Source organism: Flavobacterium sp. SM2513 (assembly GCF_050908145.1).
Lineage (GTDB): Bacteria > Bacteroidota > Bacteroidia > Flavobacteriales > Flavobacteriaceae > Flavobacterium.
Genome location: NZ_CP194228.1, coordinates 1,492,258 through 1,514,483 on the forward strand (window position 1 = coordinate 1,492,258; position 22,226 = coordinate 1,514,483).

21 protein-coding genes are annotated in these 22,226 nt (G+C 35.5%); 14 read left to right on the forward strand and 7 right to left on the reverse strand.

Features of this window, described 5'->3' with window-relative positions; translation table 11 throughout:
- Positions 1-48 precede the first annotated feature (48 nt).
- From ACQ5J2_RS05880 to ACQ5J2_RS05890, 3 genes are read left to right on the forward strand one after another with little or no spacing between them, the layout of a single operon-like run.
- Complete coding sequence (locus ACQ5J2_RS05880) at positions 49-2,769, forward strand: carboxypeptidase regulatory-like domain-containing protein (RefSeq protein WP_432672804.1); 2,721 nt, start codon at positions 49-51, stop codon at positions 2,767-2,769.
- 4 nt (positions 2,770-2,773) lie between these two features.
- Positions 2,774-3,046 (forward strand): hypothetical protein, encoded by a 273-nt coding sequence (locus tag ACQ5J2_RS05885; RefSeq protein WP_432672805.1) that lies wholly within the window; start codon positions 2,774-2,776, stop codon positions 3,044-3,046.
- A gap of 58 nt (positions 3,047-3,104) precedes the next feature.
- Positions 3,105-3,452 carry a heavy-metal-associated domain-containing protein gene (locus ACQ5J2_RS05890; protein ID WP_432672806.1) on the forward strand — a complete coding sequence of 116 codons (348 nt, stop codon included), beginning with the start codon at positions 3,105-3,107 and terminating at the stop codon, positions 3,450-3,452.
- A 100-nt stretch (positions 3,453-3,552) separates the two neighbouring features.
- On the opposite strand, the gene metK is transcribed toward ACQ5J2_RS05890, so the two are convergent.
- The gene (gene metK, locus ACQ5J2_RS05895) at positions 3,553-4,839 is read right to left on the reverse strand and encodes a methionine adenosyltransferase (protein WP_432672807.1); all 1,287 of its coding nucleotides are present in this window, start codon (positions 4,837-4,839) and stop codon (positions 3,553-3,555) included.
- 257 nt (positions 4,840-5,096) lie between these two features.
- Here metK and ACQ5J2_RS05900 point away from each other — a divergent pair, with 257 nt between their 5' ends.
- Positions 5,097-5,999 carry a choice-of-anchor J domain-containing protein gene (locus ACQ5J2_RS05900; protein WP_432672808.1) on the forward strand — a complete coding sequence of 301 codons (903 nt, stop codon included), beginning with the start codon at positions 5,097-5,099 and terminating at the stop codon, positions 5,997-5,999.
- 142 nt (positions 6,000-6,141) lie between these two features.
- Here ACQ5J2_RS05900 and ACQ5J2_RS05905 read toward each other — a convergent pair whose 3' ends face one another.
- The 3 genes from ACQ5J2_RS05905 to gldA form a co-directional block, all read right to left on the reverse strand.
- A complete protein-coding gene (locus ACQ5J2_RS05905; protein ID WP_432672809.1) occupies positions 6,142-6,867 on the reverse strand; it encodes a DUF6261 family protein in 726 nt (241 codons plus the stop codon).
- Between the two features lie 363 nt (positions 6,868-7,230).
- Complete coding sequence (locus ACQ5J2_RS05910; protein WP_432672810.1) at positions 7,231-7,743, reverse strand: hypothetical protein; 513 nt, start codon at positions 7,741-7,743, stop codon at positions 7,231-7,233.
- A 14-nt stretch (positions 7,744-7,757) separates the two neighbouring features.
- Positions 7,758-8,654 (reverse strand): gliding motility-associated ABC transporter ATP-binding subunit GldA, encoded by an 897-nt coding sequence (gene gldA, locus ACQ5J2_RS05915; protein WP_432672811.1) that lies wholly within the window; start codon positions 8,652-8,654, stop codon positions 7,758-7,760.
- A gap of 459 nt (positions 8,655-9,113) precedes the next feature.
- Between gldA and ACQ5J2_RS05920 the strand changes: the two genes are divergently transcribed.
- The 5 genes from ACQ5J2_RS05920 to ACQ5J2_RS05940 all read left to right on the forward strand — a co-directional run bounded on the left by ACQ5J2_RS05920 (position 9,114) and on the right by ACQ5J2_RS05940 (position 12,407).
- Complete coding sequence (locus ACQ5J2_RS05920; RefSeq protein WP_432672812.1) at positions 9,114-10,196, forward strand: chorismate mutase; 1,083 nt, start codon at positions 9,114-9,116, stop codon at positions 10,194-10,196.
- A 73-nt stretch (positions 10,197-10,269) separates the two neighbouring features.
- The gene (gene rsgA / locus ACQ5J2_RS05925) at positions 10,270-11,253 is read left to right on the forward strand and encodes a ribosome small subunit-dependent GTPase A (RefSeq protein WP_432672813.1); all 984 of its coding nucleotides are present in this window, start codon (positions 10,270-10,272) and stop codon (positions 11,251-11,253) included.
- Between the two features lie 68 nt (positions 11,254-11,321).
- On the forward strand, positions 11,322-11,774 hold the full coding sequence (dtd, locus tag ACQ5J2_RS05930; protein ID WP_432672814.1) for a D-aminoacyl-tRNA deacylase: 453 nt from the start codon (positions 11,322-11,324) through the stop codon (positions 11,772-11,774).
- A 59-nt stretch (positions 11,775-11,833) separates the two neighbouring features.
- Positions 11,834-12,160, forward strand: a complete 327-nt coding sequence (locus ACQ5J2_RS05935; protein WP_432672815.1) for a nucleotide pyrophosphohydrolase — start codon at positions 11,834-11,836, stop codon at positions 12,158-12,160.
- A 49-nt stretch (positions 12,161-12,209) separates the two neighbouring features.
- The gene (locus tag ACQ5J2_RS05940) at positions 12,210-12,407 is read left to right on the forward strand and encodes a hypothetical protein (RefSeq protein WP_432672816.1); all 198 of its coding nucleotides are present in this window, start codon (positions 12,210-12,212) and stop codon (positions 12,405-12,407) included.
- A gap of 75 nt (positions 12,408-12,482) precedes the next feature.
- Here ACQ5J2_RS05940 and ACQ5J2_RS05945 read toward each other — a convergent pair whose 3' ends face one another.
- Positions 12,483-12,887: a hypothetical protein gene (locus ACQ5J2_RS05945; RefSeq protein WP_432672817.1), complete on the reverse strand. Its 405-nt coding sequence runs from the start codon at positions 12,885-12,887 to the stop codon at positions 12,483-12,485.
- 643 nt (positions 12,888-13,530) lie between these two features.
- On the opposite strand from ACQ5J2_RS05945, the gene ACQ5J2_RS05950 reads away from it, so the two are divergent.
- The 4 genes from ACQ5J2_RS05950 to queA all read left to right on the forward strand — a co-directional run bounded on the left by ACQ5J2_RS05950 (position 13,531) and on the right by queA (position 16,755).
- Complete coding sequence (locus ACQ5J2_RS05950) at positions 13,531-13,773, forward strand: hypothetical protein (protein WP_432672818.1); 243 nt, start codon at positions 13,531-13,533, stop codon at positions 13,771-13,773.
- Between the two features lie 10 nt (positions 13,774-13,783).
- Positions 13,784-14,230 carry a hypothetical protein gene (locus ACQ5J2_RS05955; protein ID WP_432672819.1) on the forward strand — a complete coding sequence of 149 codons (447 nt, stop codon included), beginning with the start codon at positions 13,784-13,786 and terminating at the stop codon, positions 14,228-14,230.
- 23 nt (positions 14,231-14,253) lie between these two features.
- Positions 14,254-15,522 (forward strand): 3-phosphoshikimate 1-carboxyvinyltransferase, encoded by a 1,269-nt coding sequence (gene aroA, locus ACQ5J2_RS05960; RefSeq protein WP_432672820.1) that lies wholly within the window; start codon positions 14,254-14,256, stop codon positions 15,520-15,522.
- 183 nt (positions 15,523-15,705) lie between these two features.
- Complete coding sequence (queA, locus tag ACQ5J2_RS05965) at positions 15,706-16,755, forward strand: tRNA preQ1(34) S-adenosylmethionine ribosyltransferase-isomerase QueA (RefSeq protein WP_432672821.1); 1,050 nt, start codon at positions 15,706-15,708, stop codon at positions 16,753-16,755.
- A 71-nt stretch (positions 16,756-16,826) separates the two neighbouring features.
- Here the strand turns inward: queA and ACQ5J2_RS05970 are convergent, their stop codons facing one another.
- Positions 16,827-18,356, reverse strand: coding sequence for a GH3 auxin-responsive promoter family protein (locus tag ACQ5J2_RS05970; protein WP_432672822.1), 1,530 nt, complete (start codon positions 18,354-18,356; stop codon positions 16,827-16,829).
- Positions 18,357-18,448: 92 nt separating this feature from the next.
- Between ACQ5J2_RS05970 and ACQ5J2_RS05975 the strand changes: the two genes are divergently transcribed.
- Entirely contained in the window at positions 18,449-19,243 is a 795-nt protein-coding gene (locus tag ACQ5J2_RS05975; RefSeq protein ID WP_432672823.1) for a DUF2797 domain-containing protein, read from the forward strand.
- Positions 19,244-19,612: 369 nt separating this feature from the next.
- Here ACQ5J2_RS05975 and ACQ5J2_RS05980 read toward each other — a convergent pair whose 3' ends face one another.
- The gene (locus ACQ5J2_RS05980) at positions 19,613-22,189 is read right to left on the reverse strand and encodes an AsmA-like C-terminal region-containing protein (RefSeq protein WP_432672824.1); all 2,577 of its coding nucleotides are present in this window, start codon (positions 22,187-22,189) and stop codon (positions 19,613-19,615) included.
- Positions 22,190-22,226: the final 37 nt, after the last annotated feature.

The window sequence follows — 22,226 nt, forward strand, 5'->3', positions numbered from 1 at the left end:
TTATTTAAAATCGGTAATTAGCAAAATTATAATTTATACCAAAAAACAATGCAAAAAATTATCCTTTTCTTCTTCTTGACTTTTTTCGTTTTTGCGTCGAAAGCTCAAAACATCAAACTGGAAGGTTTCGTTACAGATGACTCTAAAATTGGCTTAGAAATGGCAAATGTCATGGCGGTAAACCAACAAACGAAAGCAATGGACGGTTATTCCATCACTAATGACAAAGGAAAGTTTTTACTTTCGTTAAAACCCAACACGCCTTACACGATAAAAGTAAGCTACATTGGTTATGCGACTTTTGAGGAAAACATCACAACAGGTACCGAAAACAGTACTAAAACGATTGTTCTAGCAGAAGGAATGGAGCTTGATGGTGTAGAAATTGTGCGTGAAATGCCGGTTTCAATAAAAGGTGATACCATTGTTTATAATGCGGATTCTTTTAAAACAGGAACCGAAAGAAAATTAGAAGACATCTTAAAAAAACTTCCTGGAGTTGAAGTAAATGCTGATGGTGAAGTGGAAGTTGAAGGAAAGAAAGTGCAGAAATTGATGGTGGACGGTAAAGATTTCTTTGATGGCGACACGAAGTTAGGTGTGAAAAATATTCCGGCTGATGCGATTGATAAAATTCAGGTTTTGAGAAACTACAATGATAATTCAATTTTGAAAGGAGTTGAAAACAATCAGGATAATATTGCGATGAATATCAAGCTGAAAGACGGTAAGAAGAACTTTTGGTTTGGAGATATGACGGCGGGAATTGGTGTAGGACATGATGAGGAACGCTACAATGTGAATCCGAAATTGTTTTATTACAACCCAAAATACAGCATCAACTTAATTACTAATTTCAATAATATTGGCGAATTACCGTTGACTCCCCAAGATTATTTCAAGTTCACGGGAGGTTTTAGAAGCATGATGGCGAAAGGAGGTTCGTCATTTAATGTGAGTTCTAATAGTTTGGGAATTTCCTTGTTGCGAAATAACCGTGCAAAGGAAATTGAAACGAATTTTGGAGCATTCAACTTTTCGTATAATGTTACAAAAGCGTGGACGTTGAGTGGTTTTGGAATTTTCAATAAATCGTTAACTGAAACAGAAACGATTTCGACAACTAGCTTTTTATTGCCTAACTCGGATGAAATTGCTTCCACAGAAAATAGAAATCAAGTTGGAACGCAAGAAAATAAATTAGGTTTGATGAAATTCAGTTCGTCTTATAAACCCAATACGAATTTACAGTTTGACTACGATATTTTGGCGCGATTGTCTAAGCAAGACGAAGTGGGAAGTCTTTCTCGTGAAACAATTGTTATGAACAACACGGCAACGGAGTCTATCTTTACGAGCCAAAATCAAACGCCAGTTTCAGTTAACCAAAATTTGAGTTTGTACTATACCGCTTCGCCAAAACACATTATTGCGGTAGAAAGTCAGTATTTGTTTCAAGAAGAAGACCCGTTTTACAATGCTAATTTGGCAAGTCAACCTTTTAATTTATCAGGTTATACTGCAGGTCAAAGCCGAAATGACATCAATCAGGAACGTTTCGTAAAAACCAATAAACTGGATACAAAAATTGATTATTATTATATGCTTACGCCAAAGAGTAACATCAATGTAACTTTAGGAAACACGTATTCGTATCAAAATTTCAACTCGTCTATTTTTCAGGTTTTAGACAATGAAACGGTGAACCCACTAACGGACGCTGAGAATTTTAATGATGTAGATTACCGTTTTAACGATGCTATCTTAGGGCTGCATTATAAAATTCTTACAGGAAAATTCACGTTTACTCCTGGAGTAAGTATTCACAATTATCAGTTGAATAACTCGCAGTTAGCTACAGATTACAAGCAATCTTTCAGTAGAATATTACCAGACTTCTTGGCTATTTATCAAATCAAAAAGTCGGAGACCTTGACGTATAATTTTGCATATACAAATAACTTCACCGACATCAATCAGCTTGCTGAAGGTTATGTTTTTAATAACTACAACAGTCTTTCTAGCGGAAATAGAACTTTGGAAAACGCGATTGCGCAAACACACAGTTTGTTTTACAGAAAATTCAACATGTTTAATTTTGAAAATATCGTTGCAAGTGTAAATTATTCTCGAACTGAAGATGCGATAAAAACCAAGGCATCCTTTGACAATGTAAACCAAACTTCTTCACCGTTTAATTCGGCTTTTGCAGATGAAAGCATTTCAGGATTTGGAAACTACGGTCGTTCTTTCCTTAGAAATTACAAGGCGTCCGTAAGTGCTCGTTTGAACTGGAGTAAGTTCAATAATATTCGTGAAGATTTTCAAACTAATGTGGAAACTTTGTTTACCAACGAAAGTTTTACACAAGTATATAATTTAAAAGCGTCCACAAATTATAAAAATTTACCTAATATAGAATTGGGTTACAGCATTACCATTAATGAATATGCAGGAAGCACTTTTTATACCGAAAGTCCTTCGGTTAAACTGGATTATTTTTTCTTGAAAAGCTTTTCGTTTGTAACTGAATATGAGTTTTACAATTATTACAATAAAGATAAATCAGTTAATAATGAGTATGATTTTCTTTCGGCAAGTATGATTTATCAAAAGAAAGACAGTAAGTGGGAATACAAAGTTTCAGCAACGAATTTATTAAATACAACTTCTTTAAATGACGATAGCTTCTCACAATTTTCAACAAGAACTTCGCAATATACAGTGCAACCGAGGTATATTATTTTTAGCTTGAAATACAATTTGTAAAACTATGGATACGGTAAAACTTGAAAAACAAATGCGAATTGTCCCACTAATTTGCGTGGTAGCCATGTTGCTTCTACGCCAATTTACAGAAGGAGACGCAAATCCAATTTGGACGATAATTTCCATTGTATTAGGACTTCTAGCACTTGCCTCGTTCTTTTTCAAAATGTATTTAGAAAAGAAAAATGGTACATTTATTGCCAAGAGGTATTATGTTTTTTACTTCTTCATTATCATATCAATGGCGATGCTGGTTTACAACCTTTTGCTACAATAGAAGTTGGCGGTTTAAATTAAAAACAATATATTTGAAAATCATTTTACAAAATTATATTATGAAAAATATCCTAATTATTTTATTCTTTACTTTATTTACGGTTACACTTTCTGCTCAAAACAGCAAGAACGAAAAAGCAGTTATTCAAACTACCATAGATTGTGACCATTGCAAAGTATGTGAAACGTGTGGTCAAAATTTTCAAGACAATTTATACAAAGTAAAAGGTTTGAAAATGTTTGAACTCGACGAAAAAGCAATGACGTTGACGGTTTATTACAATGGAAAGAAAACGTCTTTAGAAGAAATTAAAATCGCCATCACGAAGTTAGGTTACGATGCTGACGAAATGAAAGCAGACCCAGCCTCCTATGAAAAACTAGACGGTTGTTGCAAAAAAGCATAACTCATAAAAACAAAAAAATCGGAATAGTAATATTCCGATTTTTTTTGTTTTGTACTTTTTCAACAATATATATTATACTGAATACTAGTTACAATTATTTTTAGATATTGAAAGCAGCTTTCACTTTATCAACGAAGTCTAATTTTTCCCATGTAAACAAGTCAACTGTAACTGTTTTTGTGTCTCCATAAGGATTGGTAAACACTTTCGTTACTGTTCTTGGCGTTCTTCCCATGTGTCCGTAAGCAGCGGTTTCGCTGTAGATTGGGTTTCTCAATTTCAAACGTTGCTCAATAAAGTAAGGTCGCATGTCAAATAATTCCTCAACTTTTTTGGCAATTTCGCCATTCGTCATGTTCACTTTTGCAGTTCCATACGTATCTACAAAGATTCCCATAGGTTTTGCAACACCAATTGCGTAAGAAACTTGTACTAATATTTCATCTGCAACTCCTGCAGCAACTAAGTTTTTAGCTATGTGACGCGTTGCATAAGCTGCCGAACGGTCTACTTTACTTGGGTCTTTTCCAGAGAAAGCACCACCACCGTGAGCTCCTTTTCCACCGTAAGTATCTACAATGATTTTTCTTCCTGTCAATCCCGTATCTCCATGAGGTCCACCAATTACAAAAACACCGGTAGGGTTGATGTGGTACGTGATGTCATCATTAAATAAATGGCTATATTGCGGATATTTCGCTTTAATTCTAGGAATAAGAATCGATTTCAAATCAGCGTTGATTTTCACAAGCATTTCGTCATTTGCAGCATCTTTATCTACTCTTGAGTTTGATTTTGGTTTTACAAAATCATCGTGTTGTGTCGAGATAACAATTGCTTTAATCAATTGCGGTTTGTTATCGTCCGAATACTCTAAAGTTACTTGTGATTTTGCATCGGGACGTAAATAAGTGATTTCGTTATTTTCGCGACGCAATTCAGCAAGTTCTTGCAGTAGTTTGTGTGATAAGTCTAATGCCAATGGCATATAATCTTCGGTTTCATTGGTTGCATAACCAAACATCATACCTTGGTCACCTGCACCTTGGTCTTCCGGATTACTTCGGTCTACACCTTGATTGATGTCGTTTGATTGTTCGTGAATAGCCGAAAGAATGCCACAAGAATTGGCGTCAAACATGTATTCGCTTTTGTTGTAACCAATTTTTCTAATTACTTCCCTAGCGATTTCTTGTACGTCAAGATAGGTTTTAGATTTTACTTCTCCAGCCAAAATTACTTGACCAGTGGTTACTAAAGTTTCGCAAGCGACCTTTGAATTCGGGTCAAAAGCTAAAAAGTTATCGATTAATGCGTCTGAAATTTGATCTGCAATTTTATCAGGATGTCCTTCACTAACGGACTCTGATGTAAATAAGTAAGCCATAATTATTTTATATTATAGAGAAAAAATAATTGCAAGTATTGGCTAAAGGAGAGTTTTCTGCTTTAGCATTTTTTTAATGAGGTTGCAATCAGTCAAATTTTTCCTCTCGATTTTATGACCGCAAAGATATAGAATGTATTTTTAAACACTAGAATTCTATCATAATTTTTTGTTTAAACATGTTAAACTTTTGCTGGCAAGCATTATAGAATTGAAAAGTTTCTTATTTTTGAATAAACATATAAATATATACTATTATGAAAAAAATTCTACTTTCCTTTTTGCTTTTATCCGCTGTAGGAGTAAAAGCACAAACAACAGTTTTTGAAGATTCTTTTGAATCGTACACCGATTTTGCAATTACAGGTGTAGGAAATTGGACGCTGATTGATGTTGATATGAATATTCCTTATTTTATCGGTACTACCACTTTTGATAACGCATCTGAAGTTAGGTCTTTTATGGTTTTTAATGCGACTACTACAACGCCGCCTTTGGTTCCTTCTGCTACAAGCGACTGGACTGCAAGGACTGGAACCAAGAATATGATGTGCATAGCTTCACAAGCAGATCCTGGGCCAGTTGCAATGAACAATGATTGGTTAATTTCTCCACAAATTACATTAGGTTCATCTGGAAACGTTTTAACTTTTTGGGCTAAATCATGTGATGCAACTTATGGTTTAGAAAAATTTAAAGTAGGAATTTCTGCTGGAAATACTACAACGGGTGTTACATTATTATCTACAGGAACTATAATTACTCCTTCGACAGCTGTATGGACTCAGTACACTTACACTGTTCCTGCTTCTTTCAATGGTCAAGCAGTGTATTTTTCGATTAATTGTGTGTCTGAAGATCAATACGGTTTTGCTGTCGATGATTTCAAAGTAACAACTACAGGTACTCTTTCAACAGAAAACTTCTTCAAATCTAACTTTGCAGTATATCCAAACCCAGCGACTGATGTGATTAACATTTCAAACACTAACGGTCTTGAAATTACTAAATCTACAATTACAGATATCAACGGTAGAATTGTAAAAACAATCAATTCAGCTGTAAATGCTATCAATGTAGCAGATTTAACAACAGGAGTTTACTTCTTAAATGTTACTACAACTACAGGTAGTGGTACTACAAAAATTATTAAGAACTAATATCATTTAGTTTTTTATAAGGAAAGCTCACTTTTTAAGTGGGCTTTTTTTATGGGGTAGAGTGTCCGCGTTTTTAAGCAATAAAAAAATCCTAAAAAATCAAGTGATTCTTTAGGATTTATATTTTATAGAAAGATTAAGTTTAGGCATCATCCCGCTTGTTAATAGCGGCACGATGAGCCAAGGTGTCGTCATAATAGGCTCTTCCGTTGTTTACAACTTCTAAAAGCGTTATGAAAAAAGGCGTTTTCTTTCGTTTTGCCATAATCAAAACATAAGAGGCAAGGTCGTTATAAGTAGTAAAAATTTCTTTACGCAATTGTTTAGAATTATAATGCACTGTAGAAATATTTTCGGAAGAACGTTGGTCAAATTTATTTTGAAAATTATCATTAGCCGCTTCCAAATAATCGATAAGTTTAGTAAGTCCTAATTTATTCATCGCATCATCGGCAGCCTCTCTAATTTCTTTAATAAATTTAACGATGCCTAATGATTCTGCTTCATAAGTAGCGCTTTCAATGCGGTTGTATTTGTCAAGAATCAGCATCACTCTGTGGTATAAAACCTGTTCTGCAGGGTCATCAGAAAACTCATAAACATTAATGGCGCGACGTACGGTCGAAAATTTTCGGTCCCGATGTACGTCCAAAGCCGCAATTTCTTTCGATTCTTCCTGGGCTTGAATTTGCATCAAAGCATCCGAATAAGTAGGGAATTGCGCTTTGAGTTCGTTAATTTGAAGCTCAAATTCGGGGTCGGTTGAAGCAACTAATTTTGAATTATCAAAGTCTGTAATCAATCTTTTGATAAACTGTCCTGATTCTAGCATTTGCAGTTGCGAAACGCTAATAGAGTGTAAATTCATGATTAAAATGTTTTAAGATTCAAATCAAATTTATGAAATATTCTTATTCGTTTTACATTCTGTTTGTTTATCTGCCCATTATTTTTGCTTAAATAAACGCATCTCATAATTTATGGGCTTTTTTGCTTCTGTCAAAGTACTTTACTTGGCAGAAAACAGTTGTAGGGAGAAGACAAACTACTTTGCTTGGCAGAAAACAGTTGTGGGAAGCAGACAAACTACTTTGCTTGACAGAAAACAGCTGTAGGGAGCAATCAAAGTACTTTGATTCGTAGAAAACAGTTGTGGGAACGAATCAAAGTGGTTTGTTAGGTAGAAAAGAGGTTTGGGGGCGAGCCAAGGGGTTTGGTGGGATTGGTTTTTTTAGATTTTAGATTTTACTTGAAAATATACCGCAACTAATAAACCAATTATTCCTCCTAAATATTCAAAGTCATGAATGAATCCGGCAATGTGATAATTTTTAAGTTGCTCTTGTGTTCCTTTAAATCCAAAAGTAATTAAATTGTCTTGTAAGTAAATCTGTCCAAAAACATATCCTAAAACTCCAAACACAATCACGGATGCAATGGTAATGAATAAAGATTTTTTAATTTCTTTTTTCATTATTGATGAGGTATCATGAATCAAGGAGGTAAAACCAATCACAATTCCAATAAGCAAACCCAACCACCATGTCGACCAAACTCCAATTATTGCAGCAGTTGTTTTGGGAGTATTTAGCCCATATTCTACAAATCCAAATAGCGGGAATAAAGATTTTGTATAAAATTCAGGTGAAATGGAATAAGTAATTTGATTATTTAAAATACCAAAAAGGCTCGCAATTAGTATTGAGAATAAAATAGTATTTAATAATATTAGTGTTTTTCTCATAGATATAAAATCTTTTACCTCCCCGTCACATCCCTAAACACCGCTTCTAAATTCTTATTCTTCTGATTCAACTGCAACGTTTTCAAACCATTTTCTTGAGCAAAATCAAACACAGCAGGACGCATGTCTTTATCGGCAACAAAAGTCAGTTCCCAAATCATGTCGTGAATGTTCTTGTAAGAAACTAAGTTCGGAAGTTGCGCAATCAATTGTTCTTCAATTTTAAAATCAAATTCCACTTCCAGCACCTGTTGGTTATCAGCCGTAATTTGGTTCAATTTCTTGTCCGTCACAATCACGCCTTTGTCAATGATAATCACGCGGTCGCAAATAGCCTCCACTTCCTGCATGATGTGTGTCGAAAGAAAAACCGTTTTGTCCTTGCCTACATTCTTAATCAACTGCCTGATTTCCACCAACTGGTTTGGGTCCAATCCCGTAGTAGGTTCATCTAAAATCAGTACATCCGGATTGTGCAGCAAAGCATTCGCAAGCCCCACACGCTGGCGGTATCCCTTACTAAGTTGGCCTATTTTCTTATGACTTTCTGGCGTCAAACCCGTCAATTCAATCACCTCCTGAATCCTACTTTTCGCCACCTTATGAATATCAGCATTAAACGCCAAATACTCCTTCACATACAAATCCAAGTACAAAGGATTGTGTTCCGGCAAGTACCCCACTGATTTTTGCACCGATAATTCATCTGTCGAAACATCAAAACCATTAACCACTGCCACACCCGAATCGGCATTAATATAAGTAGTCAATATTTTCATCAACGTCGATTTTCCGGCACCATTTGGACCCAAAAAACCCACAATTTCACCCTTCTCCACAGAGAACGAAATACTGTTCAAAGCCTTCTGGGCCCCGTAACTTTTAGAAAGCGCTGTAACTTCTATAGACATAGTAATGGATTTGAAACAAAAGTAACAAATTTTTTTTGCCACGAAGTTACAAAGGCTCAAAGTTTATTTTTAGTACTAGAGGTTCACAGAGATTTTAAATTAAAAATAGATTCCTTCCTTTTGTTGTGCTTTTCTTAGTGTCCTTGTGCCTTCGTTGCAAATCCTTTCAAAATCAACGAATAAATGTACCACCCCAATATTTTTTAGAATCACATCATCCCGCATTCTTTAATCCATGTTCCTGCCATCCCTCCGCATCTCGCTTAAAAAAAAGCGAGGATGCTCCTTCCTGTCAGGGATAGAAAAACAATCTTTAGGCTTCTTTTTTACTTTCGGCTTTATAAAGCTACAACTAACCCTCCAAGGGTTCCAAACCCTTGGAGGGTTAATTAACAAAACGAATCTTAAAAAAAACCTATAGCCTTTCACTTAAAAATAGAATAACCCTACATTTGCCCCATGGAAATTACAGCAGCAAACAGAAAATGGTTGGACGAGTTAAACTTGTCGCATCCATTGGTTCTAGCCGGACCTTGCAGTGCCGAAACCGAGGCACAAGTTTTACAAATAGCACACGACTTGAAAAATTCAGACGTGTCTATCTTTAGAGCAGGAATCTGGAAACCCCGCACACGTCCAGGAGGATTTGAAGGCGTTGGAGCAATTGGGCTAAAGTGGCTCCAAAAAGCAAAAGCAGAAACCGGAATGTTAATGGCTGTCGAAGTAGCAAATGCCGCTCACGTAAAACTAGCCCTCGAACACGACATCGACGTTTTGTGGATTGGTGCACGAACTACCGTAAACCCATTTGCCGTTCAAGAAATTGCCGATGCACTACAAAATACCGATAAAATTGTATTGGTCAAAAACCCCGTAAACCCTGATTTAAGTCTGTGGATTGGTGGAGTAGAACGTTTGTATGGAGCCGGAATTAAAAATCTAGGGGTCATTCATCGTGGCTTTTCAGTATATGAAAAAACCAAATACCGCAACAACCCGGAGTGGCAAGTAGCCATTGATTTGCAAAATCGTTTCCCGCTTTTGCCCCTTATTTGCGACCCATCGCACATTGCCGGACGACGCGATTTGATACACGAAGTTTCACAACAAGCCCTCGATTTAAATTACGACGGACTAATGATTGAAACCCACATTGACCCTGATAACGCTTGGAGCGATGCGGCTCAACAAGTCACTCCCGACCGTTTAAAGGAAATCTTCGAGGAACTAAAAGTAAAAAATAAAAGCTGCGAAAGTGCATCCTATAAAATAGAAATCGCACAATTAAGAGCTAAGATAGATGCATCAGACAGTAAATTACTAGACATCATAGGCCAGCGAATGCAGATTTCGGAAGCCATCGGAAGTTTAAAGAAAGTCAATAAAATTTCTGTTTTGCAAAACCAGCGTTGGATGGAAATCCTCGAACGAATGAAGCAGGAGGGAAGCGAGAAAGGATTGAGTGAGGAGTTCATCCTTAATTTCTTCAAAGCAATTCATCAAGAAAGTATCAGTCACCAAGAGAAAGTGATAAATAAATAATTTATAAAAAGCTGTCAGAAATGGCAGCTTTTTTTATGCAAAAAATTTTCAATCAAAGTAGTATCTTTGCCCCATGACAGGAATCGTTTATAAATCTACTGGAAGTTGGTACACCGTTAAAGGTTCGGATGGAGCTTTTATTGAATGCCGTATCAAAGGAAAATTCAGAATGAAGGGAATTAAAAGCACAAACCCCATTGCCGTTGGCGACCACGTGGATTATGAGCTTGATGAAACCTCCGATAAAGTGACGGGAACGATTGATAAAATTCACGAACGAACGAATTATATTGTTCGGAAATCAGTCAATTTATCACACCACATGCACATTATTGCATCGAATATTGACCGTGTATTTTTATTGATAACAGTCAACAATCCTCCAACTACTTTTAATTTCATTGACCGTTTCTTGGTTACAGCGGAAGCTTATGGTATCGAAACTATTTTAGTTTTTAATAAAATTGATACATTTGACGAAGCCACACTCGATGAACAATTGTACATGCAACACGTATATCAGGAAATTGGTTACCAATGCCTTCGCGTTTCCTCCACGGAAATGAAAGGGGTTGACAAACTTAAGGAACTGATGATTGGAAAAGTGAGTATGTTTTCTGGACATTCTGGCGTTGGGAAATCGACTCTAGTAAATGCAATGGAACCTTCGCTGCATCTGAAAACGAAAGTAATTTCGGAAGCCAGTAAACAAGGACAACACACCACAACTTTTGCCGAAATGTATGATTTGAGTTTTAACGCACAAATCATCGACACGCCCGGAATCAAAGGTTTTGGAATGGTAGATATGGAACCTTCAGAAATCAGCGGTTACTTTCCTGAGTTTTTCAAATTGAAAGACCAATGCAAGTTCAACAATTGTCTTCACAAAGAGGAACCACATTGTGCGATTAAAAATGCATTAGAGAAAGACGAAATCGCTTGGTCGCGTTACCGCAGTTACCTCAAAATACTAGAGGGTGATGATGAAAATTACCGTACTGATATTTACAACGACGATCGTGTAGCAAGTGATGAAGGAAGAAAAAGTGAGTAATTTACAGTTGTCAGTTGGCAGTTTCGTCCTCAAATCCGAAATCCTAATTCTTAAATCCTAAATCAAAAATGAAGGCCGTAATTCAACGCGTTAGTGCTGCTTCTGTAACTATTGATAATAAAATATCAGCACAAATTGAAGCTGGATTACTGATTTTTATTGGCATTGAAACTGCCGATTCGCAAGAAGACATACAATGGTTGTGCAGTAAGATTGCCAATCTTCGCATTTTTGCAGACGAAAATGAAGTCATGAATAAATCTGTTAAGGATATTGATGGCGACATCTTGGTTGTTAGTCAGTTTACACTTCACGCCTCAACTAAAAAAGGCAATAGACCTTCGTACATATATGCGGCACGACCTGAAATCGCAATACCTTTGTATGAATCGTTTTTAGCACAAATGAGTATTGAAATTCAAAAACCTATTCAGTCGGGAACCTTTGGAGCGGACATGAAAGTAGCTTTAATTAATGATGGGCCTGTAACGATTTTGATAGACACAAAAAATAAAGAGTAACATTTTTTCGACTTTAAAAATAAATGTATTATTTTTCGGACTATAAATTTTCTAAAGATATGAATCTTCAAAACTCCCAACTCGACGTTGACAATTGGATTAAAGAACACGGCGTTCGCTACTTTAATGAGCTTACTAATATGGCGCAACTTACCGAAGAAGTAGGCGAAGTAGCCCGAATTATTGCCCGTCGTTATGGCGAGCAATCCGAAAAAGAAAGCGACAAGAACAAAGACTTAGGCGAAGAACTTGCTGATGTAGTTTTTGTAGTGTTGTGTCTGGCAAACCAAACCGGAATAAACTTGCAAGAAGCGTTTGACAAGAAACTAGACTTAAAAACCAACAGAGACAAGGACCGTCATAAAAACAATGATAAACTGAAATAATGCATCCGAAATGGAAACGATTATAGGCAAACAATCAAAAATTAAATTTATGAAAACAAAAATCAGTGCTTTTTTAGTAGGTTTCCTAGTAATGGGATTGGTATATGGAGCAATACTTTATTTTTTTGGAGAGGAGTTTTCTATTAGTCAGATCATTTATCAAGCACTTATTTTCGGAATCGGTTGGGGATTGGCAGAAGTGTTTGTGTTTCCTTGGATTCGTGGAAAATTTGGGAAAGGGAAGTAATGTAATTGCTTACTTTTAAAGTCAACAAAAAGGGTGCTTACAAGTAGGCACCCTTTTTCTTATATAAACGAATTTCTATTCTCCTGGTTTGTCTTCTGGTTTATCTTTAGGTTTATCTTGTTTAACCTGTTTACTGTCATCAACCACAAAACCATATTCGCCAAGTACCTTTGGGTTTTTGGCATAAATTCCTTTTAATACTTGAGCACTGTTTTGAACAATGGCTCTTATGGAAGGCAAATCAATGTCGCAGGCTCTGTACAAACGCTCAGCGTTTTTAGTAGCTGCTTCTGCATCTTCGTGATTTTTCAGGCAAGGTGCAACTTTTGGCCCCTCCTCTTTCCAGCTATAATCTTGTTGGGCATTAAGAGGAGATGCGGCTCCATCTTCTTCATGTTTAGCAAATATTTTAGTGGCTAATTTTAATAACCCTTCAGTGCTTTTAGGTATGATAATTCTACCCGGTGTTCTCGTTCCCATTTTGATTTAATGTATTAGTTAGTAGTTATTTATATCGGTAGGTTAAAAGTAATTAAGTATTTTTTAATTGCAAAATATTAATTCATAATAGTGATGTATCCTTAGTCATTTTTACATTATGTGCAATTATGTTTATTTTTGAATATGCTTCATTATTGATTTTTTATTATATGATTCTTTTTGTTGAATTATTGTCGTAATACTATTGAAAACTAGGTGTAATGCTACAAATACAACATTGCATCTGTAGTCCGCAACATTGGAAATGGCGTTTCCAATATTGGAATTGTAGTCCGCAATGATGTATTTGTAGTCTGCAACATTAGAAATGGCGTTTCCAATATTGGAATTGTAGTCCGCAATGATGTATTTGTAGTCCGCAACATTGGAAATGACGTTTCCAACATTGGAAGTGGGGTCGGCAACATTGGAAAGGGGGTTCGCAACATTGTAAGTGGCATATCCACGATTATTTCTTTAGGATTTTAATGCATTAATTCTTTTTGGCAAAGCCAATGTAAGACGGGTGATTGAAAAAAAAACCATGAATGAATTAAAATAATAGGGAATAAAAAGGATGCCGTAATTATATCCTTGCTTTTGTTATATTTGTCTATCCTCTTAAACATACAAAGCAAAAGTTATGAGCCTGTACGAAAAATTACAAATAGCATCCAGTGAAGAAGACGTGAAAGATGCCTACATCAAGGCACTTGGAATCAAGGAATACCAGAAAAATCTGATTGATATTCAAACCAAAGAAATATGGTTTGAAGCCAAGGATTCTAGCAGGAATTCTACCTATGCTATGCTTACCCAGCTGATGCATTATGTGCAAGACGCCTTGAACAAGGGCGACTATATCCCGCCTTTTTTAAAACTGTAAATGATAAGGTATGAAAACAAAATATACCGATGCAATACTGCATCACCTCAAAAGCGATGAAGCTGATAAAGCAATGACGGAATGGTTAGTACAGCAACCCCTTATTGACCAGCCTGATATTTTCAGAGAATTTAAAAATATAGTGAAAGAAAGATTAGCACAAAGAGGCATCCATGACTTTGATTTCACAGAAATGGACGATCAAATTGCTGCTTATGAAGAGGCCATACTAACTGAAAAGCTTGAAGAAGCTAAGGTTGTCATGGCACAACAAGAATTAGACAAACAAATGGCACTAGTAGATGAGACGGTAGCAGGCGTGAGACGGTACGTTATGGACTGTATCATTAACAACGAAGAAAATGCCGAAGCAATGAAAGAGCTAGCGGCTAAGTTGATAGCCTCAGAAAAAGAACATGACATTTATGACGCAAATAACTGGAAGGATATTTTGTAAAAACCCATTCACAAATTAAAACAATGAACCTACACCTACTTTCTTCCAAACTCAATATAAACACGAGCATCACCATCACCGGTTCCAAATCTGAAACCAATAGAGTGTTATTGCTCCAAGCTTTATTTCCAAAATTGAAATTGGAAAACACCTCCAATTCAGATGACTCCGAAGTGATGTTGAAGGCGTTGTCTCAAATTTTAGAACCGACAACCGACAACTCACAACCCACAACAATTGACGTGCACCACGCCGGAACCGCCATGCGATTCCTGACGGCTTATTTTGCCATCCAGCCCAATCATGAAGTTGTTTTAACAGGTTCGTCACGAATGAAAGAACGGCCGATTCATATTCTTGTCGAAGCTTTAAATAGTTTAGGCGCTCAAATTTCTTACGAAGAAAAAATAGGTTTTCCACCGTTAAGAATCAAAGGTAGAGCGTTGCAAAAAAGTGAAATGGATATGGAAGCCAATACGAGTAGTCAATACATTTCCGCTTTATTGTTAATCGCTCCAAAGTTGGAAAACGGATTAAAACTGCATTTGAAAGGCGAAATCACGTCACTTCCTTATATCAAAATGACGTTGGAGTTGTTAAATGAAATAGGTGTTGAAACTTCTTTTGAAAGCGATACAATCACGGTACTACCCAAAACCCATAACCCAAAACCCAAAAACTTCATGATTGAGTCCGATTGGTCTTCTGCTTCTTATTTTTATTCCATCGTCGCACTTTCAGAGATTGGAACACAAATTAGGCTTTCGAGTTATAAGGAAAACAGTTTACAAGGAGACTCGGTTTTGGCCGAAATTTATCAAGATTTTGGTGTGAAAACGGTTTTCGATGAACATAATAGGATGACCATTTCAAAAGTCAATTGTGAAATCCAAAACCTACAACCTATAACCTACAACCTACAACATTCTCCAGACATCGCTCAAACCATTGCTGTAACTTGTTTTGGACTTGGTTTAGCTTGCCATTTAACAGGCTTGCATACTTTGAAAATCAAAGAAACCGACCGTCTTCAAGCTTTAAAAAACGAGTTGGGAAAATTAGGTGCTTCAGTGAGTATTACAAGCGATAGTATTTCGTTAGAAGCAAGCACATCTATTAAAGAGAAAATCACCATAAAAACCTACCAAGACCACCGGATGGCAATGGCATTTGCACCACTAGCTTTGAAAACTTCCCTGATAATTGAAGATGCAGAGGTGGTTTCTAAATCCTATCCTGATTTTTGGAACGACATGAAATCATGCGGAATGTCGATTCAAGAAATTATTTAAAGACTTTTTTAACACTACTTTGGGTATAATTACACATATTTTGGAGAACGAAACCTTACCCTGTAAGACATTGTTAAAATAAACGTCCATTTACTTGACAACGCCTATTTCATAATCGTATATTTGCAAGCATTTTAGAACGAATAAAAATTTGAACTAAAAGCTTAATTTTTAATATCTAATATGAAATTATCTCACTTCCAATTTAATTTACCGAAAGAACTTCTTGCAGAATATCCATCTGAACAACGCGATGAAGCTCGCTTAATGGTTGTCGACCGTGAAAAAAAGACAATTGAACACAAGATGTTCAAAGATATGATTGATTATTTTGACGAAGGCGATGTTTTGATTTTAAATAACACCAAAGTCTTTCCAGCACGTTTATACGGAAATAAGGAAAAAACGGGTGCAAGAATCGAAGTGTTTTTATTAAGAGAATTAAATGCAGAACAACGTTTGTGGGATGTTTTAGTAGATCCAGCTCGTAAAATCCGTATTGGAAATAAATTATATTTTGGCGACGATGATTCATTAGTTGCTGAGGTAATTGATAATACCACTTCAAGAGGAAGAACGTTGCGTTTCCTGTATGATGGTTCTTATGAAGAATTCAGAGGTAAATTGACTGAACTTGGAGAGACACCTATCCCAAAATACATCAATCGCGAAGTTACACCAGAGGACAAAGACCGTTACCAAACCGTTTATGCAAAGGAAGAAGGCGCTGTTGCGGCACCAACTGCAGGTTTACACTTTTCAAAACACTTGATGAAACGCCTTGAAATTAAAGGTATCGAATTTGCAGAAGTAACCCTTCACGTAGGTTTAGGAACTTTTAACCCTGTTGAGGTAGAAGATTTATCGAAACATAAAATGGATTCGGAAGAGTTAATTATCAAGCAAGAGGCTTGCGATATTGTTAATAGCGCTAAGAAAAATAAAAAACGTATTTGTGCTGTAGGTACTACGTCTATGCGAGCTATTGAAAGTGCGGTTTCTTCTAGTAGAGAACTAAATACTTTTAATGGATGGACAAATAAATTTTTATTCCCTCCCCATGATTTTAGTATTGCAAATTGCATGATTACAAATTTCCATACTCCAAAATCGACTTTATTAATGATGGTTGCTGCTTTTGGAGGACATGATTTGATGAAAAGAGCGTATGAAGAAGCAATCAAAGAAGAGTATAAATTCTATTCTTATGGAGATGCAATGTTGATTATATAATTCGCATTACAACACTTATAAAAAAAATCCCTTCAGCAATGAGGGGATTTTTTTGTTTCTATTAAAAGGAGTTAATCATTGAAAACTTCCTGATTCAAAAGTAACAATTGCTCCACATAATCCCTTTGGTTGGAAAGCCGTGGGATTTTATTTTGTCCGCCCAATTTGTTTTGGCTTTTTAACCAATCGTAAAATAAATTGGTTCGAGCGATGTGAATTACCGGAGCGTTCAAAGTCATATTGTTGTATCGTTTTGCTTCGTAATCTGAATTTAAAGACTGCAAACTTTCATCTAAAACTTTCTTGAAAAGTGCTTCATCCGAAGGGTTTTTTCTAAATTCAATAATCCATTCGTGAGCACCTTTTTCTTTTCCTTCCATAAAAATAGGAGCGACTGAATAATCAATCATTTCCGTATTGGTAGCTTGGCATGCTTTTGCAATTGCATTATCGGCATTCTCGATAATTAGTTCTTCACCAAAAACGTTGATGTGGTGTTTGGTTCTTCCCGTCACTCGAATTCGATACGGATTCAAAGAAGTGAACCGAACGGTGTCGCCAATTTGATAACGCCACAAACCTGAATTGGTAGTGATTACTATGGCATAATTTTTATTAATCTCAACATCTGCCAAGCGAATGATGGTCTGTTCGAGGGTTCCATAAGTTGCCATCGGAATGAATTCGTAGAAAATACCATAATCCAACATCAACAATAAATCACTGGAATTATTTAAATCCTGAATGGCAAAAAAGCCTTCGGACGCATTGTAAATTTCGTAATACTGAAAAGTATTCGTAGGAAAAAGTGCTTTGTATTGTTCTTTATAAGGGTCAAAAGCGACACCTCCGTGAAAATATACTTCGGCATTGGGCCAGACTTCTAGTAAATTTGTTTTCTGCGTTTCTTCCAGAACTTTGTTCAACAGAACGAGCATCCACGAGGGAACTCCCGCTAAACTAGTTACATTTTCATACCGCGTTTCATTGACAATGGCACCCAGTTTTATTTCCCAATCGTCCATCAACGACACTTTATTGCTTGGTGTGCTGCTGTATTCAGCCCAAAGCGGCATGTTTTCAATTAATATCGCCGACAAGTCGCCAAAGAAGGTGTTGTTGTCGGCATACAATTGTTTACTTCCGCCAAGACGCAGACTTTTCCCCGTAAATAATTGTGATTCTTCGTTGTTGTTGAGGTAAAGTGAAAGTAAATCTTTAGCCGCTTTGTAATGGCAATTTTCCAAAGCATCAGCACTTACAGGAATAAATTTACTTTTAGAATTAGTGGTTCCGCTTGATTTTGCAAACCATTTAATAGGTGTTGGCCAAAATATATTTTGTTCACCTTTCCGGGTTTTTTCAATAATAGGTTCTAAACACTCATACGTAGAAATGGGAACTCGATTTGCAAAAGTTTGATAGGACTTTACGCTTTCAAACTCATATTTTAATCCAAATTGAGTTCGTTCTGCTGTTCGGATTAAGTTCATTAACAACTCTTCCTGAACCTCATTGGGGTATTTCATAAACAATTCAATTTGATGAATTCGCTTTTTTAAAATCCACGAGGCAACAGAATTAATAATTGGTAACGCCATTTTATATTATGATACTGGTTGTTGAATTTCTAACTTTACCAAAAATAGGAAAAAAATAGTCCAAAATACTTACTCTATAATTTAAATATAAGATGACTTACGAAGGAACGTTGAATAAAATGCAAACCGAATTGGGTAATCCCATTCAATACTATCTTGTTTTTGAAAATAGTTTTCTAAACGTCAATCAGTTACTTGGTAAAGAAATCGAAATAATTTTTGATGGTTACCAATGTTTGAATTGTGGAAAACAGAAGAAAATTTTTCGTCAAGGTTTTTGCTACGATTGTTTTTACAGCAGTCCGGCCGTTGGCGATTGGATTATGAAACCCGAACTAAGTACCGCACATTTAGGAATTGCCGATAGAGACTTGGATTATGAATCGCGTGTGCAATTGCAACCCCATATTGTTTATTTTGCATCGTCAAGCGAAGTAAAAGTGGGTGTGACCCGTAATACACAAGTTCCTACAAGGTGGATTGACCAAGGTGCCGAACAAGCTTTGGCAATTGTTGAAGTTCCCAATAGGTATTTAGCAGGAATCACAGAAGTTGCATTAAAAAATCATTTTGCAGATAAAACCAATTGGCGAAAAATGTTAACCAATGATATCCTAGAAGTGGATTTAATTGAAGAAAAAAAGAAAGTTTTGGAATTACTTCCCAATGAAGCTCGTGACTTTTTTGATATTGATGCCTTTCAAGTCGCGCCACTTATTTATCCTGTTCTGCAATATCCAAAGAAGATTGCCAGTTTGAGTTTAGATAAAACTGCAAGTTATCGCGGCACTTTAACAGGAATTAAAGGACAGTATCTGATTTTTGAAGATGGAACTGTTTTTAATGTTAGAGGTAACGAAGGTTATAAAGTTCGGATTTCAGTGTAACGAAAATGTTTTTATACTAATTTATTATTTAACACGTTATGATTATCTAATCAACAAACCAAATTAATTTATAAAAAAAAACAAATTTAAACATTCTTACAGTAGCGGCTCTTATTACTATTGTGGGATTTCTTATGGATGGAGATATTAAAGAACCAAGTATGCTTATGCGTTTTGTTGAATTTTTTATGATGACAGGAATTTTATTCGCTATCATTTCTATTTTTTATCATTCATTTGTCTTTGCTAAAAAAAGACTTTTGAAAGCTTAACAAAAAGCTTCATCAGAAGAAATTAGCATTATAAAAAAAGCAAAAGTCCTTTCAAAATATTTTTTTGAAAGGACTTTTTTAATTAGTAAAGCTGAAATTATTTCTTTTTTCCACCAAATAAACCTTTTATAAGATCGGTTGCTTTGTCCTTAACCGCTTCTTCTTTAGTTGGTGTTTTGGTAGAATCTTTGTCTTTCGTATTTCCTTTAATCAGGTTTTGAAGTGCACTCGTTCCTTGATTAATCAATTTGTCTTTTTGTTGTTGAATCAATTGGTTCGCCAAAGAAGTAACCGCTTGTTTCATGTCTGTTGAAATCTTAGGTTTGCTAAAATTTCCTGTAATAACTGCATTAACTGGAATGTTTTCTAACTTTCCAGCTTCTGTCGGAGTAAGTTTAGCCAATAACGAACTCACTTCTGTACCTAAATATTTCGCAGGAACATTAAATTTCATGTCGTAATTCATCGATTGGTCAAAACCGTGTGAACCCCCAACGGTAACTTTAATATCTTGGTATTTTAAGTCAAAAGGCTTCACATTTACTTTCCCGTCTTTAAAAGTCAAATTGGCTTTCAAATCATTCAAGTTAATTTTGCTCAAATCGATAAACTTGATATTGCTACTTAAAGCAGTCAATAAATCAGAATTCGTTGCATTTACCGTTGTCGATGATAATTGTCCAAACAAATCACCCGTCATTGATTTTAAATCAGGAGTCATTTCCTTGGCATCTAAATTTCCTTTCAAGTTAATGGTTGAATTTATTTTACCATTAATAATCCCTGCGATTGGTGCAATGTTTTTCAACATTTCTAATTGCGTGAATGATTGCTGAATGTCAACGCCATTTAACCCCAATTCCATAGCAAAGACAGGGACTTTCTCTTTCGTAGAAACCGAACCGTTTGCTGTAATCAACCCATTGAAAATATTAGTTTTTACATTTTGCAACGTCACCGCTTCATTTTTAACCAAAAGAACTCCCGATACATTTTTCAAATTTAAATTGTCATATATCACGCTATTTGCGGCAGCATTTAGTTTAATATTTAAAAATTTAGGCACTTTAATTTCTTCTTTAACTGCTTTCGAATTTTCACTTTCAACAGTTTTCGACATAAAATCGCTCACTACAATCTGATTTGATTTCAAGTTGAAATTTCCTTGAATTTCTTGGTTTTTAAATAAGAAACCATAGAAATTCTCCAAAACTCCGTTGATTTGCATATCCGTTTTTCCCGTAATAACGTCCAATTGTTTCAAATTGATTGTCGTGGTATTGAATTGTGCCACCGCTTGATTGATGGTATAGACTTTTTTATCCTCATCCGTATATTTAAAACCAGTAATGCTTACATCGCCTGAGTTTTGAATTTTTTCATATTGATTTTTCTCAATAGAAGCCATGTCAAATTTTGTCACAACATCCGCTTTCAAAATTCCAGAAAGTGGAGTAGTTAATTGAACAGGATAAGCTTTAGAAACATTTGCCAAATTGATTGTTCCTTTCAAAGAAGCATCAATCAACGGATTTTCAGTAATGTTTTTTACGTTGGCTTTAACATCAAAAACATCTTGGTCAATACGGAAAGAAAGCTGGTCTAAATTCAAATATGTGTCTTTCAGTAAGCCACTTTCATTAATGATTTTAGTATCAATCATAATGTTAGTTACTGATTTTGGTAAATCAGGATACTTGAACGAAGCATTTTTCGAAGAAATATCAATATTGAATTTCGGAATGGTAGTATCTGTCAACATTCCTTTTGCGAAACCTACAACAGTAAAATCTCCAGTAGTCTGAACTGTTTTTAAATTTCCAGCATATTGAGCAGGGATTACTCCTAAGAAATTTTTGAAGGAAGAAGTGGGCGTTTTAAAACTCAAATCATAATTCTGACCGCTTTCCACCATTTGAATGAAACCGTCAAACTCCAATGGCAATTGATTTATTAACGCCTTGTTCTTTTTGAAGGTGTATTTGCTTTGTTCTAAATCGATTCCTAAAACCGCGTCTAAATCAAGCAACACATTTTTCATGTAATTCGTAGAATCCATCTCAAAAGAAACTCTTGCCGTGGTTTTAGTGTCCAAATCTAATTTAGAAGCAGCAAAATTTCCAGTTCCTTTATGGTTCAAACTATCGATAACCAATTTCATTTTCGAACTCTCGTCAAAATATTTGAATTTCAAATTCTCAAATTCGTAGTTTTGAATGTTTAAGGCAAAAAGTTTGCTATCTGCGTTATCGTCGTCTTTTTTTGCGTCTTTTAAAGCGATATCAAAATTCCCAAGACCATTTTTGTTAAACAAAATATTGACTTTCGCATCTTTAGAATAAAAAGATTCAATATTCATTGCTTCACCTTCGCCTTTGAAAAGTTCTTTCACCGACATTTTTAAATTGACTTCACCAGAATATAATAAAGTATCTCCGGCAAATGGTGCTTTGTTGATAATACTCAATTTATCAATCGTCACATTTGCTTTTGGAAAACTTTTAAGTAAACTCAAATCAATATCTTCAAATGCAACCGTTGCATCTAAGTTTTGATTGATGGAGGTAATTACCATTTGCTTAATTTTATCCTTAAATAAAAAAGGAATAGAAACAAGTGCGATAATGAGAACTAAAAGTACAATCCCCGTAATTTTTAAAATCTTTTTCAACATAATTCAGAATCTTTAGCGACAAAATTATTAAATAGAA

What these genes read in the sequence shown, in the direction of transcription:
- ACQ5J2_RS05880 (WP_432672804.1), top strand. Translation starts at nt 49, where the DNA reads ATGCAAAAAATTATCCTTTTCTTCTTCTTGACTTTTTTCGTTTTTGCG.
- ACQ5J2_RS05885 (WP_432672805.1), top strand. Translation starts at nt 2,774, where the DNA reads ATGGATACGGTAAAACTTGAAAAACAAATGCGAATTGTCCCACTAATT.
- ACQ5J2_RS05890 (WP_432672806.1), top strand. Translation starts at nt 3,105, where the DNA reads ATGAAAAATATCCTAATTATTTTATTCTTTACTTTATTTACGGTTACA.
- metK (WP_432672807.1), bottom strand. Translation starts at nt 4,839, where the DNA reads ATGGCTTACTTATTTACATCAGAGTCCGTTAGTGAAGGACATCCTGAT.
- ACQ5J2_RS05900 (WP_432672808.1), top strand. Translation starts at nt 5,097, where the DNA reads ATGAAAAAAATTCTACTTTCCTTTTTGCTTTTATCCGCTGTAGGAGTA.
- ACQ5J2_RS05905 (WP_432672809.1), bottom strand. Translation starts at nt 6,867, where the DNA reads ATGAATTTACACTCTATTAGCGTTTCGCAACTGCAAATGCTAGAATCA.
- ACQ5J2_RS05910 (WP_432672810.1), bottom strand. Translation starts at nt 7,743, where the DNA reads ATGAGAAAAACACTAATATTATTAAATACTATTTTATTCTCAATACTA.
- gldA (WP_432672811.1), bottom strand. Translation starts at nt 8,654, where the DNA reads ATGTCTATAGAAGTTACAGCGCTTTCTAAAAGTTACGGGGCCCAGAAG.
- ACQ5J2_RS05920 (WP_432672812.1), top strand. Translation starts at nt 9,114, where the DNA reads ATGGAAATTACAGCAGCAAACAGAAAATGGTTGGACGAGTTAAACTTG.
- rsgA (WP_432672813.1), top strand. Translation starts at nt 10,270, where the DNA reads ATGACAGGAATCGTTTATAAATCTACTGGAAGTTGGTACACCGTTAAA.
- dtd (WP_432672814.1), top strand. Translation starts at nt 11,322, where the DNA reads ATGAAGGCCGTAATTCAACGCGTTAGTGCTGCTTCTGTAACTATTGAT.
- ACQ5J2_RS05935 (WP_432672815.1), top strand. Translation starts at nt 11,834, where the DNA reads ATGAATCTTCAAAACTCCCAACTCGACGTTGACAATTGGATTAAAGAA.
- ACQ5J2_RS05940 (WP_432672816.1), top strand. Translation starts at nt 12,210, where the DNA reads ATGAAAACAAAAATCAGTGCTTTTTTAGTAGGTTTCCTAGTAATGGGA.
- ACQ5J2_RS05945 (WP_432672817.1), bottom strand. Translation starts at nt 12,887, where the DNA reads ATGGGAACGAGAACACCGGGTAGAATTATCATACCTAAAAGCACTGAA.
- ACQ5J2_RS05950 (WP_432672818.1), top strand. Translation starts at nt 13,531, where the DNA reads ATGAGCCTGTACGAAAAATTACAAATAGCATCCAGTGAAGAAGACGTG.
- ACQ5J2_RS05955 (WP_432672819.1), top strand. Translation starts at nt 13,784, where the DNA reads ATGAAAACAAAATATACCGATGCAATACTGCATCACCTCAAAAGCGAT.
- aroA (WP_432672820.1), top strand. Translation starts at nt 14,254, where the DNA reads ATGAACCTACACCTACTTTCTTCCAAACTCAATATAAACACGAGCATC.
- queA (WP_432672821.1), top strand. Translation starts at nt 15,706, where the DNA reads ATGAAATTATCTCACTTCCAATTTAATTTACCGAAAGAACTTCTTGCA.
- ACQ5J2_RS05970 (WP_432672822.1), bottom strand. Translation starts at nt 18,356, where the DNA reads ATGGCGTTACCAATTATTAATTCTGTTGCCTCGTGGATTTTAAAAAAG.
- ACQ5J2_RS05975 (WP_432672823.1), top strand. Translation starts at nt 18,449, where the DNA reads ATGACTTACGAAGGAACGTTGAATAAAATGCAAACCGAATTGGGTAAT.
- ACQ5J2_RS05980 (WP_432672824.1), bottom strand. Translation starts at nt 22,189, where the DNA reads ATGTTGAAAAAGATTTTAAAAATTACGGGGATTGTACTTTTAGTTCTC.